The organism is Pseudomonas sp. ADPe (genome assembly GCF_014843515.1).
Classification (GTDB): Bacteria; Pseudomonadota; Gammaproteobacteria; order Pseudomonadales; family Pseudomonadaceae; genus Pseudomonas; species Pseudomonas citronellolis.
Map to the genome: position 1 here is coordinate 768359 of NZ_CP062122.1, position 16323 is coordinate 784681.

General features: G+C 68.4%; 17 protein-coding genes. 4 read left to right on the forward strand and 13 right to left on the reverse strand.

Annotated features, from left to right (window positions below; all coding sequences use genetic code 11):
• Nucleotides 1-34 precede the first annotated feature (34 nt).
• The 3 genes from IG194_RS03515 to IG194_RS03525 form a co-directional block, all read right to left on the reverse strand.
• Complete coding sequence (locus IG194_RS03515) at nt 35-640, reverse strand: outer membrane beta-barrel protein (RefSeq protein WP_064987634.1); 606 nt, start codon at nt 638-640, stop codon at nt 35-37.
• 347 nt (nt 641-987) lie between these two features.
• The gene (locus IG194_RS03520; protein WP_116425991.1) at nt 988-2187 is read right to left on the reverse strand and encodes a lytic murein transglycosylase; all 1200 of its coding nucleotides are present in this window, start codon (nt 2185-2187) and stop codon (nt 988-990) included.
• A gap of 11 nt (nt 2188-2198) precedes the next feature.
• On the reverse strand, nt 2199-2870 hold the full coding sequence (locus IG194_RS03525; RefSeq protein WP_058490364.1) for a polysaccharide lyase family 7 protein: 672 nt from the start codon (nt 2868-2870) through the stop codon (nt 2199-2201).
• 159 nt (nt 2871-3029) lie between these two features.
• Here IG194_RS03525 and IG194_RS03530 point away from each other — a divergent pair, with 159 nt between their 5' ends.
• From IG194_RS03530 to IG194_RS03540, 3 genes are all read left to right on the forward strand, one after another.
• The gene (locus IG194_RS03530; protein WP_043317226.1) at nt 3030-3824 is read left to right on the forward strand and encodes a dienelactone hydrolase family protein; all 795 of its coding nucleotides are present in this window, start codon (nt 3030-3032) and stop codon (nt 3822-3824) included.
• Between the two features lie 325 nt (nt 3825-4149).
• Nucleotides 4150-4854 carry a 4'-phosphopantetheinyl transferase family protein gene (locus tag IG194_RS03535; RefSeq protein ID WP_009621779.1) on the forward strand — a complete coding sequence of 235 codons (705 nt, stop codon included), beginning with the start codon at nt 4150-4152 and terminating at the stop codon, nt 4852-4854.
• Between the two features lie 242 nt (nt 4855-5096).
• The gene (locus IG194_RS03540; RefSeq protein WP_197674172.1) at nt 5097-6464 is read left to right on the forward strand and encodes an OprD family porin; all 1368 of its coding nucleotides are present in this window, start codon (nt 5097-5099) and stop codon (nt 6462-6464) included.
• A 574-nt stretch (nt 6465-7038) separates the two neighbouring features.
• On the opposite strand, the gene IG194_RS03545 is transcribed toward IG194_RS03540, so the two are convergent.
• The 4 genes from IG194_RS03545 to modA all read right to left on the reverse strand — a co-directional run bounded on the left by IG194_RS03545 (nt 7039) and on the right by modA (nt 10788).
• Nucleotides 7039-8124 (reverse strand): IS110 family transposase, encoded by a 1086-nt coding sequence (locus IG194_RS03545; RefSeq protein WP_083280500.1) that lies wholly within the window; start codon nt 8122-8124, stop codon nt 7039-7041.
• Nucleotides 8125-8249: 125 nt separating this feature from the next.
• Nucleotides 8250-9338 carry a molybdenum ABC transporter ATP-binding protein gene (gene modC / locus IG194_RS03550; RefSeq protein ID WP_058490366.1) on the reverse strand — a complete coding sequence of 363 codons (1089 nt, stop codon included), beginning with the start codon at nt 9336-9338 and terminating at the stop codon, nt 8250-8252.
• Nucleotide 9339: 1 nt separating this feature from the next.
• Nucleotides 9340-10020, reverse strand: a complete 681-nt coding sequence (modB, locus tag IG194_RS03555) for a molybdate ABC transporter permease subunit (protein WP_043270704.1) — start codon at nt 10018-10020, stop codon at nt 9340-9342.
• A gap of 12 nt (nt 10021-10032) precedes the next feature.
• Entirely contained in the window at nt 10033-10788 is a 756-nt protein-coding gene (gene modA / locus IG194_RS03560; RefSeq protein ID WP_058490367.1) for a molybdate ABC transporter substrate-binding protein, read from the reverse strand.
• Nucleotides 10789-10883: 95 nt separating this feature from the next.
• Here modA and IG194_RS03565 point away from each other — a divergent pair, with 95 nt between their 5' ends.
• The gene (locus IG194_RS03565) at nt 10884-11312 is read left to right on the forward strand and encodes a TOBE domain-containing protein (protein ID WP_043270708.1); all 429 of its coding nucleotides are present in this window, start codon (nt 10884-10886) and stop codon (nt 11310-11312) included.
• Nucleotides 11313-11517: 205 nt separating this feature from the next.
• Here IG194_RS03565 and IG194_RS03570 read toward each other — a convergent pair whose 3' ends face one another.
• The 6 genes from IG194_RS03570 to IG194_RS03595 all read right to left on the reverse strand — a co-directional run bounded on the left by IG194_RS03570 (nt 11518) and on the right by IG194_RS03595 (nt 15695).
• Complete coding sequence (locus IG194_RS03570; protein ID WP_009621770.1) at nt 11518-11880, reverse strand: YidH family protein; 363 nt, start codon at nt 11878-11880, stop codon at nt 11518-11520.
• A gap of 70 nt (nt 11881-11950) precedes the next feature.
• Nucleotides 11951-12376, reverse strand: a complete 426-nt coding sequence (locus tag IG194_RS03575) for a DUF6691 family protein (protein WP_058490368.1) — start codon at nt 12374-12376, stop codon at nt 11951-11953.
• Between the two features lie 2 nt (nt 12377-12378).
• A complete protein-coding gene (locus IG194_RS03580) occupies nt 12379-12810 on the reverse strand; it encodes a YeeE/YedE family protein (RefSeq protein ID WP_058071240.1) in 432 nt (143 codons plus the stop codon).
• Nucleotides 12807-13130: an ArsR/SmtB family transcription factor gene (locus IG194_RS03585; protein ID WP_058490369.1), complete on the reverse strand. Its 324-nt coding sequence runs from the start codon at nt 13128-13130 to the stop codon at nt 12807-12809. The genes IG194_RS03580 and IG194_RS03585 overlap by 4 nt, the downstream gene beginning before the upstream one ends.
• Before the next feature lie 78 nt (nt 13131-13208).
• Entirely contained in the window at nt 13209-14822 is a 1614-nt protein-coding gene (locus tag IG194_RS03590) for an ATP-binding protein (RefSeq protein ID WP_009621766.1), read from the reverse strand.
• Between the two features lie 168 nt (nt 14823-14990).
• The gene (locus tag IG194_RS03595; protein WP_009621765.1) at nt 14991-15695 is read right to left on the reverse strand and encodes a response regulator; all 705 of its coding nucleotides are present in this window, start codon (nt 15693-15695) and stop codon (nt 14991-14993) included.
• Between the last annotated feature and the right edge of the window lie 628 nt (nt 15696-16323).

Below are 16323 nucleotides of genomic sequence, written 5' to 3' on the forward strand. Positions count from 1 at the left end.
GCGGGGCCGGGCCGCGAGCCCGGCCCCCTGCCAGTCAGAACCGGTAGTTGGCGCCCAGGTAGAGCTGCGCGCTGCTGTGCAGGTCCAGCGAGCCGACCTTGTCGCCGCCGTGCGGGCTCATTTCCGTGCTGGCGTTGGTACGCAGGTAACGATAGCCGCCTTCCAGCGAGGCGTTCCGGCCGATGTCCTGGAGGATACCGGCCTGGGCGCCGATGGCGTAGCCGATGTCGCTGTCACGGCTGTAGCCGCGGGAGTCCTGTTCCAGCTTGGTCAGGCCCAGGGTGCCGCCGCCGAACAGCTTGGTGCCCTGGTCGTTGAGCGGCAGGAAGGCGTCGTAGCTGCCGAGCAGGTTCTGCTGGCGCAGCTTCAGGCCGCGGTGGGTGTCGGAGGTGTTCTCGTAGGTGGCGTAGTAGCGGCCGGTGTCGTTCTGCTGGCCGGCGCGCACGCCCCAGGTGCTGCTGTTGTCGATCACGCTGTCGAGTTTCGGGTCGTTGAGATTGCGGTTCAGCGCGTGGGATTTCTGGATGTTGTTGCTGGTTTCGCCCCAGGTCAGGCCGGCGAAGTTTTCCGAGGCCTGGGCGACGCCGACCGAGGCGCCGAGGATGGCGGTGGCGAGGGTGAGCTTCTGCAGCAGGTTCATGGCGTTTCTCCGTCAAGGATGTGGGTAAGGGGTTGACGGAGTGCAGGTTAAGGGGCGGCCACTGAACGCTACCTGACGCGCCGCTGAACCTGGCCTGAACGGAAGGCTCGCGGTGCCTTGGCCCCGTGGGATGGGTTGAGCCTTGCGAACCCCTATGGCCGCGATGATGGGTATCGCTTCGCTCAACACCATCCTACGGCGACACGGGGCAACCCGTAGGGCGCATAACGCCTACGGCGTTATCCGCCGTTTGACCTTGATTCCCGGCGGCTCCGGGGTTGACCTGGGCGTTGGCCATGGCCTCGGTGTATCGGCGGATAACCGCGAAGGGTTATTCGCCCTACGGTTCAATGCGCGGCCTGCAGGGCCTTGAGGATCTTCTGCCCGGCGCGGCCATCGGCCGGTTGCAGGCCCAGGCGCTGCTGCTCGGCCTGGATGGCGCGGCGGGTGTTGTCGCCGATCAGCCCGTCCGGCTCGCCGATGGCGTGGCCGCGGGCCAGTAGCAGTCGCTGCAGCTCCTTGCGCTGGGCGCGGCTCAGGCCGGGGTCGTCGGTGGGCCAGGGGGTGCGCAGGCCCGGCTCGCCGCGCAGGCGGTCGGACAGCAGGGCGATGGCCAGGGCGTAGCTTTCCGCCGCGTTGTACGAATAGATGGCGTCGTAGTTGCGCAGCACCAGGAAGGCCGGGCCGGCCTTGCCGGTGGGCAGCAGGATGGCGGCGCGGGCGTCGCCGGCCGGCAGCGGCCCGCCGTCGATGCGCTTCACGCCCAGGGCCTGCCAGTCCGCCACCGTGCGCCGCTTGGTGCGCCCGGCCTGGGACTCGGCGAAGTTCGCCGGCAGCTTCACCTCGTAGCCCCAGGCCGCGCCCGGCACCCAGCCGGCCTTGCGCAGGTAGTTGGCGGTGGAGGCCAGGGCATCGGGCACGCTGCCCACCAGGTCGCGGTGGCCGTCGCCGTCGAAGTCCTCGGCGATGCGCGCGTAGGTGCTGGGCATGAACTGCGTCTGGCCGAAGGCGCCGGCCCAGGAGCCGGTGATGGCCGGATCGCGCAGGTCGCCCTGCTGCAACAGCTTGAGGGTGGCGAAGAACTCGCCCTGGAAGAACGCCTGGCGCCGCCCGTAGCACGACAGCGTGCCCAGCGAGACCAGCAGCGGGCGCTTGCCGGTGATGCGGCCGAAGTCGCTCTCCACGCCCCACACCGCCGCCACCGTGTACTTGTCCACCCGGTACTGGCGGGCGACGCGCTCGAACAGCTCGGCATGCTGCGCCAGCATGGCCTTGCCGTCGGCGACGCGCTGCTCGTCCACCAGCCCGGCCAGGTAGTCCCACAGCGGGGTGACGAATTCCGGCTGGGCGTTGAGCAGGTCGAGCACGCTGAGGTCGGCCGCAAGGCCGCCGGTGTAGCGCTGGTAGGCCGCGGCGCTCACGCCCTTGGCGGCGGCCTGCGGTTGCAGGCGCGCGAGGCAGGCGGAGAACTCGTCGGCCACGGCACCCGGGGCCTGGGACAGGCCGGCGGCGAGCAGCAGGGCCGGGAGGATTCGGGAAGGCAGCATGGGGCAGTTCCTCAACGGTGCATGATCGACAGGGCGCTGAAGGTCGCCCGCCCGCCTTCGCTGGCGGGGCCGCGATTATCCTGCAGGTACAGCCCCGCCTTGAAGTACAGGCCCTGGCGCGCCCACTGCGGGTCGAGCTGGCGGACCAGGCGCTGGTCGTTGACCTCGATGCTCAGCACGCCCGTGCGCGACACGCCGATGCGGTAGTCGAAGCTGTGCCCCAGGGGGATGCCGTCCAGCACCGTGTAGGTGATGGCGGTGGCGTCGCCCGGGCGCTCGCGGATCTGCGCCAGAACCCGGCCCTGGTCCAGGCGCAGCTGGTAGACCAGCTTCAGCAGCGGCGCGGCATCGCCGCTGCCGGCGCCGTCGCTGTGGATCTGGCCGATCACCATGCGCCGCATGGAGGGCACCGCGTCCACGTGCAGGGTGGCGCGCAGCAGGCTGTCGACGTTGGGATAGCGCCAGGTGTAGGGCGAGCCGTCGCTGCGCGTCTCGCGCAGTTCGGTGCGCGGGAACTCGCTGTTGCGCGTGTGGCTGCCGTTCACCGGCACCCAGAACTCCACGCCGTCGGCGCTGCGGTGGAAATACGGGCTCTGGTAGTCGCGCTGCAGCGCCGGGGTGGAAATGGTCCTGGCCGGGCGGCCTTCGGGAAGGGTGAGGTTCCAGGTACTGAGGTCGAACATCCGTTGTGGGTCCCGCACGGCTGACTGGCCCGGCAAGGGTAGCCGATGGCGCCGCGGCTTTCACGCCATGCCGCGGGCTTGAGCGGTTGCGCCGGCAAAATCCGACCTCCGCCGCACAACCGGCTATCTTTTTCAGTCCACCCTCTGGAGAAAACGCCCATGCGCCTGCTCGCCACCCTGCTGCTGCTCGGCCTGGGCTTCGCCGCCCAGGCGGAGGTCAAGACCCAGGAAATCCCCTACCAGGCCACCGACGGCACCAAGCTGGTCGGCTACTTCGCCTACGACGACGCCCAGGCCGGCATCCGCCCGGGGATCATCGTGGTCCACGAATGGTGGGGCCTGAACGACTACGCCAAGCGCCGCGCCCGCGACCTCGCTGCGCTGGGCTACGCGGCGCTGTCCATCGACATGTACGGCGAGGGCAAGGTGGCCGAGCACCCCGAGCAGGCCCAGGCCTTCATGCAGGAAGCATTGAAGAATGCCGACGCCGCCAAGGCGCGCTTCCAGGCCGGCCTGGACCTGCTGAAGAAACAGCCGCAGACCGACCCGGCGAAGATCGCCGCCATCGGCTACTGCTTCGGCGGCAAGGTGGTGCTGGACATGGCCCGCCAGGGCCTGCCGCTGCTGGGCGTGGCCAGCTTCCACGGGGTGCTGGCCACCGCCACCCCGGCGCAGCCGGGCGCGGTCACCGCCAAGGTGCTGGTGGAGCACGGCGGCGCCGACACCCTGGTGCCGGCCGACAGCGTGGCCGCCTTCAAGCAGGAGATGGACGCCGCCAAGGTGGACTACAGGTTCGTCGTCCAGCCCAACGCCAAGCACAGCTTCACCAACCCCGACGCCGACAAGCACAAGGGCCACGGCCTGGACGTGGGCTACGACAAGACCGCCGACCAGAAGTCCTGGGCCGACCTGCAGGCCTTCCTCAAGGACATCTTCCAGCAGAAGGCCGACTGAAGGGCGATGGGTATCGCTTCGCTCAACCCATCCTACGGGGGTGTTGGCGTTTGGCCGGGCAAAAAAAAACGGAAGCCCGAAAAGGGGCTCCCGCCACGATCTGTGAAAAAGCCGGAGCACGCGGCTCCGACAACAACCTCACCTGCGTTCCGGCAAAGGAACGCGAGGCGCAGTGTGGCAAATTCCCCGGCCGCCGATCCGTAGCGCTTCGGTAAGCCTTTGCAAGCGAATGTAAACGCCGCGTGACCGCCCGGACGCGACTGGGCGGTCACTCGCCACGCGAATCCACTGGCACCGCGTCCGGCGGCCGGGCAGAATCCCCGCCATGCCCGACACCGACGACTTCCTCACCCCGCCCCAGGCGCACTGGCCGCTGCCCCAGGCGCTGCCCGGCGCCCTGCTCCACAGCTGCCGCTTCCAGCCGCAGAAGCTCGACGCCCAGGCCTTCGGCCGCCACGGCGTGGACCTGCCGCCGAACATCGGCCGCGCGGTGGCCAAGCGCCGCGCCGAGTTCCTCGCCGGGCGCCTGTGCGCCCGCGCCGGCATCCAGCGCCTGACCGGCCTGCCGCAGGCGCCGGGCCTGGCGCCGGACCGCGCGCCGATCTGGCCGGGCGGGCTGGTCGGCTCTATCACCCATGGCAACGACTGGGCCGCCGCCGTGGTGGCCCGCCGCGACGCCTGGCGCAGCCTCGGCCTGGACGTCGAGACGCTGCTGGACGATGCCCGCGCCAGCCGCCTGCTGGAGGAAATCCTCACCCCCGCCGAGCGCGAACGCCTGGCGCCGGAGCAGGTCGGCCTGGGCGTGACCCTGACCTTCTCGCTCAAGGAAAGCCTGTTCAAGGCCCTCTACCCCCTGGTGGGCCGGCGCTTCTACTTCGAGGATGCCGAACTGCTGGCCTGGGACGCCGAAGGCCGCGCGCGCCTGCGCCTGCTCTGCGACCTGTCCGCGGAATGGCACCACGGCCGCGAGCTGGAGGCGCAGTACGCGCTGTTCGACGGACGCCTGCTGAGCCTGGTGGCGGTCGCCTAGCGCTCCGCCGCCAAGGTGCGGCATCGCGGCCATTGACTGGAAAGTCAGAATTTGGCCTCATGCACCGCGTCCAGCGACCGACCCTAGCCTTTGCCCGACCGCGTCATCGTCACGGCAATCACGTCTTGCGCCTATCGCTATATACAAAAACATATAGCGATGGACGCCAGCCGCGGCTACCCTGGCCGGCGCGGATGGCGCCATCCCGGCCACATACATAGAAAAAGAACGGACCAAGGAGCATGACAATGAAGCGATCCACCCTCGCCCTGGCGATCGCCACGGGCATCCTCGCCCAGCAGGCCAGCGCCGGCGGGTTCATCGAGGACAGCAAGGCCAGCCTCGGCCTGCGCAACTTCTACATCAACACCGACAACCGCAACGGCCCCACCTCGCCGAGCAAGCAGGAGGAATGGGGCCAGGGCTTCATGCTCAACTACGCCTCCGGCTTCACCGAGGGCACCGTCGGCTTCGGCGTCGACGCCCTGGGCCTGCTCGGCCTGCGCCTGGACGGCGGCGGCAAGTCCGGCAAGAGCGGCATCGACCGCCAGCCCGGCACCATCTTCCCGCTGGAGAGCGACGGCAGCGCGGTGGACGAGTTCAGCAGCCTGGGCCTGACCGCCAAGGCAAGGGTGTCGAAGACCGAGTTCCGCTACGGCACCCTGCAGCCCAAGCTGCCGGTGGTGGTCTACAACGACGCGCGCCTGCTGCCGATGACCTACGAGGGCGGCCAGGTCACCTCCAACGAGTTCAAGGACCTGACGCTGATCGGCGGCCAGCTGACCCACACCAAGGGCCGCAACTCCACCGACTGGCGCAGCATGTCCATCGCCGGCGCCAACGGCAGCAGCGCCAGCTCCGGCGACAGCAACAAGTTCTACTTCGCCGGCGGCGACTACAAGGCCACCAAGGACCTGACGCTGCAGTACTACTACGGCCAGCTGACCGACTTCTACCAGCAGCACTTCCTCGGGCTGACGCACAACTGGGCGGTCGGCCCGGGCACCCTGAAGACCGACCTGCGGGTGTTCATCAGCGATTCCGACGGCAAGAACGGCAGCGCCTCCGGCCGCAAGGACGGCTACGTCAGCAGCGGCTATTACGGCAACAACGTGGTCAAGGGCGAGGTGGACAACAACGTCTACAGCGGCCTGCTCACCTACAGCCTCGCCGGCCACAGCATCGGCGCCGGCTATCAGGTGCTCACCGGCGACAGCGACTTCCCCTACCTGAACCGCGGCGACGGCGAAGGCACCAGCACCTACCTGCACACCGACGCCCAGCTGTTGAAGTTCAACCACGCCGGCGAGCGCACCTGGATCGGCCGCTACGCCTACGACTTCGCCAAGCTCGGCGTGCCGGGCCTGACCTTCAGCGTGCTCTACCTCAACGCCGACGACATCAAGACCGGCCGCGGCGACCAGGGCGAGTGGGAGCGCGACATCGCTCTGGGCTACGTGGTCCCCGAAGGCACCTTCAAGGGCCTGGGCCTGGCCTGGAAGAACGCCACCATGCGCAGCGGCCTGCCGGTCAGCGGCTCGGGCACGGCGACGCAGCGGGACCAGGATGAGAACCGGTTGATCGTGAGTTATACGTTGCCGTTGTTCTAGGTCTTGGGTCTGGAGGGAGGTGTTGGTTGAGGGTCAAGAGCCCAGAGCCAAGAGCCCCTCTCCCTAACCCTCTCCCTGAAGGGAGAGGGGACTGTCCTCTGCCAAGAGGTAGTCCGCAGTAGTCCTGATGCATCCGGCTGAAGGCTGACTCCCAATTCGCACCGAACGGCCCCCTCTCCCTTCAGGGAGAGGGCTGGGGAGAGGGGGCGGAGCCAACCCAAGGCACGAAAGCCACCGGGCCGCGCCAGGATGCTCTTCGTAGGAGCGAGCTTGCTCGCGAACAAGCACGGTGCCATGCGGTTCGCGAGCAAGCTCGCTCCTATGTATGGACTCACCCCCACCGTCAACCCGCTTTTGAACATGAAAACCCGACTGCATCTATGTATTAGGCCTGTTCGAGGAAGCCACGTCGGGCTTCTGGCCAACATTGGGTAAGCCCGCGGAATGCCGATTACAAAGAGGCCTCGAAGGCCGGTAGGAGCGTAGGCATCGATCCGCGACGGTCTGACCAGGGGTCAATGTTCTTCAGCAAGGGTTGGAGCGACTTGGCGCCCCGTTGGCGGGAACTCGTTGATCAGTGGCTCATTTCCATCTCCCGGCAAGCATTCGGCTTGCGCTGGTAGGTTTGTTCGCTGCACAGCAGCACCCAGGCGATACGCAGGTTGCGGTTGGCCAGTCGTACTGCCGCGCCCTTGCGCCCCAGACGTTGTAGCCAGCGCTGCAGGCGCCGATCGTCCGGGTGTTCGGAATCGGGCCGCAGTTGCTTCAACACCGCATGCGAGCCCACGACCATCAGGCTGCGCACATAGGCGTCGCCACGTTTGGTCATCTTGCCCAGCCGTACCTTCTGCCCGCTGCTGTGCTGGTCGGGCACGATGCCGAAGTAGGCAGCGAACTGACGCGCATTGGCGAAACGTTCCGGCTCGACCTGTTTGGCCAGCAAGGCCGTGGCCGTGATCGGACCGATACCACGTACCGTCATCAGCCGTTTGGCTGTCGGGTCGGCGGCGGCACAGGCTTCCAGACGCCCGGTCAGCGCGGCGATACGCTCGCCCAGCCGTTGCCATTCGTTCAGCATCTCGTCGATCAGCTCGCGCAGCAGCGCCGGCAACGGCTGGCGGGCGTCTTCCAGCACCCGGGTGACACCTTGCTTCAAGCCCACATCCCCCTGCGCCAGGGCGATACCCTGCTCCAGCAGCAGCCCGCGGATCTGATTACCCATGGCGGTGCGCCGCCGCACATAGCCCCGCCGGACACGGTGCCAGGCCTGCATCGCCAGTGCCGCGACGCTCTTCACCGGTACCGACGCAATACTGCTATCCCGGCCCGCCCGCAGAATGGCGTGGGCATCATTGCGATCATTCTTCGCTCCGCTCCGGTGCTCGGCCACCCGCTGGGCCGGCAGGATCCGCACCGGGTTGCCCTGCGCCTGCAGCAGCCGGGCCCAGGCTTGTGCTCCAGGACCGGTCTCCATCAGCACCGTCACGCCCTCCGGCAGCTTCTGCAGAAACACCTGGAACGCTTCACGCGACTTGATTCGCTGTTCGTACGCCAGTTGGCCCAGGGCGTCTTCCCCCGCCACCTGGAAGACCTTTTTCGCCAGATCCACGGCGACTGTCGTGCACACCGATACATCGGTTGCAGACACCGGCTTATTCATCGTCGTATGCTTTTTCATGGACTCACCCTCACTGTCGGTGGCTTCTTAGACCGCCACCGTGGCGCCTCGACGCCTCGGTGAGGGTGAGTCCATCCAATTACGAAAAGCCATAAAGCCATCCGCCCTCAGGCCAACACCGCCACCGACTTCACCTGCGCCCACACCCCCTCCCCCACCCGCAACCCCAGTTGCTCGCAGGAATACCGGGTAATCCGCGCCAACAACGGATTCCCCCCCACATCCAGCCGCACCAGCAAATGCGCCGGCGTATCCGTGGGGGCCAGCTCGGTCACCGTGGCCGGCAGCAGGTTGAGGATGCTGCTGCGCTGCGGGCGCTGCAGAGTCAGGCTGACGTCGCGGGCCTGCACCTTGATGCGCAGCGCCTTGCCCACCGGCAGCGGGCCGTGGGCCAGGCGGATGCGTTCGCCGCAGTTGGGCAGGCCGAGGTCGAGCAGGCCGTATTCGGCGTCGTGGCCCAGCACCTGGCCGTCGATCACCACGCCGGCGTCCTCCAGCAGCGAGGTGGGCAGGTCGGTGCGCGCCAGGGTCTCGCCCACCGCGCCGCTGGCCAGGGCGCGGCCGGCTTCCAGCAGCACCAGGTGGTCGGCCAGGCGCGCCACTTCGTCCGGCGAGTGGCTGACGTAGAGGATGGGAATGTCCAGCTCGTCGTGCAGGCGCTCCAGGTAGGGCAGGATTTCCGCCTTGCGCTTGAGGTCCAGGGCCGCCAGCGGCTCGTCCATCAGCAGCAGGCGCGGGCTGGTCAGCAGCGCGCGGGCGATGCCCACCCGCTGGCGCTCGCCGCCGGACAGGTGGCGCGGCATGCGTTCGAGCAGGTGGCCGATGCCCAGCAGCTCGCAGGCCTGGTCCATGGCCACGCGGTGCTCGCGCGCCGGCACGCGTTTCATGCCGTAGCGCAGGTTGCGCCTCACCGACAGGTGCTCGAACAGGTTGGCATCCTGGAACACGTAGCCGATGGCGCGCTTGTGCGGCGCCAGGAACAGGCCTTGGGCGCTGTCCTGCCAGGTTTCGCCATTGACCACCAGGCGCGCCTCGCGCGGCCTTTCCAGGCCGGCCACGCAGCGCAGCACTGTGGTCTTGCCGGAGCCGGAATGGCCGAACAGCGCGGTCACCCCGCGGCCCGGCAGGCGCAGGTCGACGTCCAGGGTGAAGCTGCGGTATTCGAGCAGGAAGCGTGCTTGGATGTCTGCCGGCATCTCAGTTCCAGGCCGAGTGGCTGCGGCGCGTGGAGTACAGCGCCAGCAGCACGAAGAAGGAGAACACCACCATGCCGCCGGCCAGCCAGTGCGCCTGGGCGTACTCCATGGCCTCGACGTGGTCGAAGATCTGCACCGAGACCACGCGGGTCTGGCCGGGGATGTTGCCGCCGATCATCAGCACCACGCCGAACTCGCCCACGGTATGGGCGAAGCCGAGGATGGCGGCGGTGACGAAGCCCGGCCGCGCCAGCGGCAGGACCACGCTGAAGAAGGTGTCCAGGGGCCCGGCGCGCAAGGTCGCCGCGGCCTCCAGCGGGCGCGTGCCGATGGCCTCGAAGGCGTTCTGCAGCGGCTGCACCACGAAGGGCAGCGAGTAGATCACCGAGCCCACCACCAGCCCGGCGAAGCTGAACGGCAGGCGTTGCCAGCCGAGGGCGTCGGTGAGCTGGCCCACCGGGCCGTTGGGGCCCAGCGTGACCAGCAGGTAGAAGCCGATGACCGTCGGCGGCAGCACCAGTGGCAGGGCCACCAGCGCGCCCAGCGGGCCCTTGAGCCACGAACGGGTGCGCGCCAGCCACCAGGCGATGGGGGTGCCCAGCAGCAACAGGATCAGGGTGCTGACGGTGGCCAGCTCGAGGGTGAGCCGGATCGCCGTGAGGTCCGCCGCGGTCAGGTGCATCGTTTTCCCTGTTTACAGCTCGTAGCCGTAGGCCTTGATCACCGCCGCCGCCTTCGGCCCCTTCAGGTAGTCCACCAGGGCCCTGGCCGCGGCGTTGTCCTTGCCTTTTTCGAGGATGACCGCGTCCTGGCGGATCGGCTCATAGAGGTCGGCCGGGACTATCCAGGCCGAACCGGCCGTCACCTTGCCATCCTTGTAGATCTGCGACAACGCCACGAAGCCCAGTTCGGCATTGCCGCTGGAGACGAACTGGTAGGCCTGGCCGATGTTCTGGCCCTCGACGATCTTGCCGGTCAGCTTGTCCTTCAGGCCGAGCTTGTCCAGCACCTGGGTGGCGGCCAGGCCGTAGGGCGCGGTCTTCGGGTTGGCGATGGACAGGTGCTGGAAGCCGCCTTTCTTCAGGACCTCGCCCTTGGCGTCGACGTAGCCGTCCTTCGGCGACCACAGCGCCAGCTTGCCGATGGCGTAGGTGAAGCGCGAGCCGGGGACCACCGCCTTCTCCTGCTCCAGCTTGGCCGGGGTGCTGTCGTCGGCGGCGAGGAATACCTCGAAGGGCGCGCCGTTCTTGATCTGCGCGTAGAACTGCCCGGTGGCGCCGAACGAGGCCACCAGCTTGTGCCCGGTGTCCTTCTCGAAGTCCTTGGCGATGGCCTGGATGGGCGCGGTGAAGTTGGCCGCGACCGCGACCTGCACCTCGTCGGCCAGCGCCGCGTGGGTGGCCAGGCAGGCCGCCAGGGCCAGGGAAAGGCGGGCGAATGTGTGTTTCATCGATGTGCTCCAGTGGTTGGCTGTCGTTCTGCTTCGAAGGGCCCGCCGGCTCTGCTATACCTTCCTGACCTCACTGGACCCAAGGAGAGAAAGACATGAAAGTCAGCGCGCGCAATGTGTTCCGCGGCACGGTCAAGCAACTGCGCAACGGCGCGGTGAATGCCGAGGTGGTGGTGCAACTGCCCGGCGGCAACGACCTGGTGGCCATCGTCACCGAGGAAAGCGTGAAGAGCCTGGGCCTGGCCCAGGGCAAGGACGTGGTGGCGCTGGTCAAGGCGCCCTGGGTGATGCTGATGACCGATGCCGAGGGCATTCGCCTGTCGGCGCGCAACTGCCTGGCCGGCACGGTGAAGTCGGTGGCCGACGGCGCGGTGAACGCCGAGGTGGTGCTGGACCTTGGCGGTGGCAGCGAAGTGGTGGCGGTGGTCACCCGCGATGCCGTCGCCGAGCTGGGGCTGGCGGCCGGCGTCAAGGCCACGGCGGTGATCAAGGCTTCCCATGTGATTCTCGGTGTTCCTTCCTGACGGATGCCACGGCGCGACGCTGGAGGGCCCCGGTCTGTCCGGGGCCCGCTGCCGGAGAATCGTTATATCAAAAATTACATAACGATACCCGTGCCGCAGCAATACCCATTAAGGGCAACGCCATGGGCTTTGCCGCGGGCGTCGGTGCCGGAGGGCACGCCAGCATTCTGCATTTATTGACCTGAAGGTCAATTTTTCCGCAAGGCTACAACGCCAGGTACAGCGTCAGCAGCAGGCCCAGGCCGGCCACCGTCAGGTTGAGCCAGGGCCCGGCGTTGACCCGGTAGCCCTCGGGAATCTCCACCGGCTTCAGCCCGCGCACCACGTTGCGGTACTGCAGCGCCGAGCTGCAGGCGGCCACGCAGCCGAGCAGGATGAAGCCCAGCCCCACCCAGAACGACATGCGCAGCGCCGCCGCGGTCTCCAGGCCCGCGTGCATCAGGCGCAGCAGCAGGCCGGTGCGCTCCACCACGAAGCCGAAGGCGATCAGCGCCAGGGCGGTACGGTTCCAGGCCAGCAGGGTGCGCTCGGCGGCGAAGAAGACGCGGGGGTCGTTCAGGTCGGACATGTGGCCTCGGTTCGCAGGGGAATCTCCGGGTAGCGTAGGCGGCGGGCGGCGCTGCGTCTAAGGCACGGCTTCATGCCCCCGCGCCCTTGCGCCGCTGCTGCCATTCGAACGCCGCCATGCCGGCCAGCATCCCCAGCACGAACAGCGCCGCCTGCCAGTGGCCGGCGCCCAGGCCGACCAGCGCCGGCCCCGGGCAGATGCCGGCGATGCCCCAGCCGACGCCGAACACCAGGCTGCCCAGCACCAGGCGGCGGTCCAGGTCGCGCCGCGTCGGCAGCTGCATGGCGCCGCCGAGCAGGCCGTGCGCCTTGCCGCGGGCCAGGCCGAAGAACGGCGAGGCGGTGAGGATGGCGCCGACCATCACCAGCGCCAGGGACGGGTCCCAGGCCCCGGCCAGGTCGAGGAAGGCCAGCACCTTGGCCGGGTCGGCCATGCCGGCCAGCAGCAGGCCGAGGCCGAACAGCAGGCCGCAGAGGAAAGCGCTCAGGCGGGCCATGCTCAGGCTCCCAGCAGGTGGCGGATGCAGAAGACGGTGGCGAAGCCGCTGGCCATGAAGCACAGCGTGGCCAGCAGCGACCGCGGCGACAGCCGCGCCAGGCCGCACACGCCATGGCCGCTGGTGCAGCCGGCGCCATAGCGGCTGCCCAGCCCCACCAGCAGCCCGGCCAGCAGCAGCGCCGGCCAGGCGCTGTCGAAGTGCAGCGCCGGCAGCGGACCGAAGGCCAGCCACAGCAGCGGCGCCAGCAGTAGCCCGAGGAGGAACGCCAGGCGCTCGCCGCCGACGCCGCCCCTGGCCAGCAGGCCGCCGAGCAACCCGCTGATGCCGGCCACGCGGCCGTTGAGCAGGGCGAACAGGCCGGCGGAAAGGCCGATCAGCGCGCCGCCGGCCAGGGCGCTCCAGGGGGTGAAGGCAGTCCAGTCGATGTTCATTCGGCATCCTCTGCGCAGAACAGCTGGTAGAGCGTCTGGATCACCGCCAGCGCCTGAGGGCTGCTGATGCGGTAGTACACCTGCTTGCCCTCCTTGCGCGTCGCCACCAGCCCCTCGCGACGCAGCACGCCCAGTTGCTGCGACAGCGTCGGCTGGCCGACGCCCACCCGCTCCTCCAGGGCGCCGACGTGCAGCTCCTCCTGGGAGAGCATGCACAGCAGCAACAGGCGGTCGGGGTTGCCCAGGGCCTTGAGCAGGCGCCCGGCCTGGTCGGCGGAGCGGCGCAGGCGTTGCAGGTCGATGGCTGGGGTGGCGGGCATGGGAACGCTCTACGAAATTACAATATATAAAAACATATAATATAAACACGCAAAACGTCTACCCTCGCCCGCCACGGGCTATTCCTTGGGCGCCTGGCGCCGCGGCCAGGCCAGGGTGAAGCAGGCGCCGCCCAGGGCCTGGCTGCGGGCGATGGACACCCGGCCGCCGTGCCAGCGGATGATCCGCCGCACGATGGACAGCCCCAGGCCGTGCCCGCCGGTGACCCGTGTGCGGCTGTCGTCGACGCGGAAGAACGGCGTGAACAGGCGCTCCCAGCGGTCCTCCGGCACGCCCGGGCCGTCGTCCTCGACGTCCACCTGGCAGCGGTCCAGGCTGACCCGGTAGCTCACCCGCACCCGCGTCTCGGCGTAGCGGATGGCGTTGCTCAGCAGGTTCTGCAGGGCGCGGTGCAGATAGCGTGGTTCAGCCTCGATCCAGCTACCCTGGTCGAAGGGCACCAGCGCGCCGGCCTCGCAGGTCACCTGCACCTCGCCGCGCAGCGGGGCGATCTCCGCCACCACCTGGCGCACCAGCTCGCCCAGCTCCACGCTCTGGTAGGTCAGTGCCGGCGAGCCCTGCTCCAGGCGCGCGTAGGTGAGCATCTCGTCCACCAGTTGGTCGAGGTCCTGGATGTCGCCGTCCATGCCCTCCAGGTACTTGTGCCGGGTCTTGTCGTCCTCGGCGGACTCGATCATCTCCAGGCCGAAGCGCAGCCGCGCCACCGGCGTGCGCAGCTCGTGGGACACCGCGCGGACCAGCTCGCGCTGCACGCTGATCAGGCGCTGGATCTGCTCGGCCATGTGGTTGAAGGTGCCGGCCAGGCGCCCCACCGAGTCGCTGCCGCGTTCCTCCACCCGGGTGTCCAGGCTGCCGCGGGCGATGCGCGAGGCAGCCGACTCCAGGCCGCGCAGGCGCTGCTCCAGGCGGCTGATCAGCAGGTACAGGGTGAGGCCGATCAGCGACAGGCCGACGGCGGCGATCAGCAACAGCAGTTGCGGCGGATAGGGGTTCATCTGGTAGATCGGCCCCAGCTCCAGCACCCAGGGCGTGTCGACGATGCCGGCCACCACGCGGATGGAGTCACCGTTCTTGCCCAGCGCCAGCACGGTGTCGCCCTCCTCCACCCGGCGGCTCTGGTCGTCGTCCAGGTCGATCTCCTTCAGGCGCAGCAGGTGCACGTCGAAGCCGAAGCGCTTGTCGCGCACGATGCGCGCCAGGTGGTAGGGCTGCTCGCTGGCGGGGAAGCGGCGCAGCTCGTCCATCAGCATATAGATGGTGGCCCGCGCCAGTTGCTCGCTGACCTGCTCCACCTCGCCGGTGAGCACCAGGCCCTCCTGCAGGCTGACCTGGGTATGGATGCGCACCTGGTGCGGCCCGTCGGCCTCCACCAGCACCTGGTTATTCATCAGCCGCGCGCGGTCGCGGCCATCCATGCCCAGGGCGTCGAGCTTCTGCAGGCTCAGCGGGATGCCCATCAGGCGGCTCCACTGCAGCAGCGCGCGCTTGCGGTCCACCTCCTCCATGCCCGCCATCTCGTCGGCCATCAGGCGGAAGGTGCCGCGCGCCAGCTCCTCGCGGTAGCGGTCGCCGCGCACCTCGTTGACCAGGTGCAGGGTCAGCACGCCGAGGGCGGCGACCAGCACCAGGGTCAGCAGCATGCCGCCGTAGATGCGCAGGAAGATGGATTTCATCGGCGAAGCCCTGTGCCGGGTTCAGCGGCCGGCGTGGAGGCGCGGGGATGGCGCCGGGAAGTATGGATGCAACACGCAGGATGGGAGAGTGAAGCGATACCCATCGATGGGTATCGCCGCGCTCCACGCCATCCTACGTGAACACGGACGCGGGCGAGAGCGTTGGCCCTACTGCTCGCCAACGAACAGGTAGCCCTTGCTGCGCACCGTCTTGATCAGCCGCGGGTGCATGGGGTCGTCGCCGATCTTCGGGCGGATGCGCGAGATGCGCACGTCGATGGAGCGGTCCTGGCCGTCGTACTCGATGCCGCGCAGGGAATTGAAGATTTCCTCGCGGGAAAGGATGCGCCCGCTGTTGGCCGCCAGCAGCCACAGCAGGTCGAACTCGGCGCTGGTCAGCTCGATGGTCTGGCCGTCCAGCCAGGCCTCGCGCATGGCGTTGTCGATCACCAGCCTGCCAAAGGTCAGGCGCTTGCTGCCCGCCGCGGGCGCCTCGTCCGGCCCCTCGCTGCGCCGCAGCAGGGCGCGGATGCGCGCCAGCAGCAGGCGCGGGCGCACCGGCTTGCACACGTAGTCGTCGGCGCCCATCTCCAGGCCCTGGATCTGGTCCATGTCGTCGGTGCGCGCGGTGAGCATCAGGATCGGGCCGTCGTAGTCCGGGCGCAGGCGCCGGCAGATCGACAGGCCGTCCTCGCCGGGCAGCATCAGGTCCAGCACCACCAGGTCCGGCCGCTCCGCCAGCACGCGGTCCACCGCGCGGGCGCCGTCGGCCTCGACGCCCACCTTCAGGCCGTTGCTTTCCAGATAGTCCTGGGTCAGCTCGGCCAACCGCTGGTCGTCCTCGACAATGAGGATTCGCGCCTCTTGCTCCACACCGCCTCCCAATGCACCTGAACGGGTCCGCCGCGCACCGCCGCGAGGCAGGCGGGACGTGCCGCATTGTAGCCAGGAAGCCGCGCCATGGCACGGGCGGAACGCGATGGGGCAGGACCACAAGATATTGTGGTAGGGTTCACACCCTGACAGCCTCAGGCCAACTCCTGAATCTGTCAGTCGCTCATGACGAACGGTGAAAATCAGCAGCGGTGCGGCCTGGCGCGATCCCTACGCGATCACGCACACGCCACCCACAATTTATCCACAGGTTTCCCCCAGCCTGCCGCCTTGCAAAGCCTCCCATAGCGCATTATCTTGTATCCCCGTTGCGGATAACCCCTACATGTTGGGTCCGCAACCTGGAACCGGACACAAGAAGAAGCATGAGGTCGCGAGCCTTTTCCATGGCTCCTCCGGTTCCCCCAGCAGCTGCATCCAGGCGTACGGAAGTCCGACGCGGCGTAGGCCGCAAAGGAGTGATCGATGTCGATGGCCATGCGGTACGGGTGTTGCAACCGATCGGTCAACACCACTAGGTATTGTGGTTCCGGCCCGTAAAGCCGGACACCCGACTTGGGCCAGGGAGGCGCTTGAGTCCCCTTCCCCTGTTACGCAAGTTTTCATG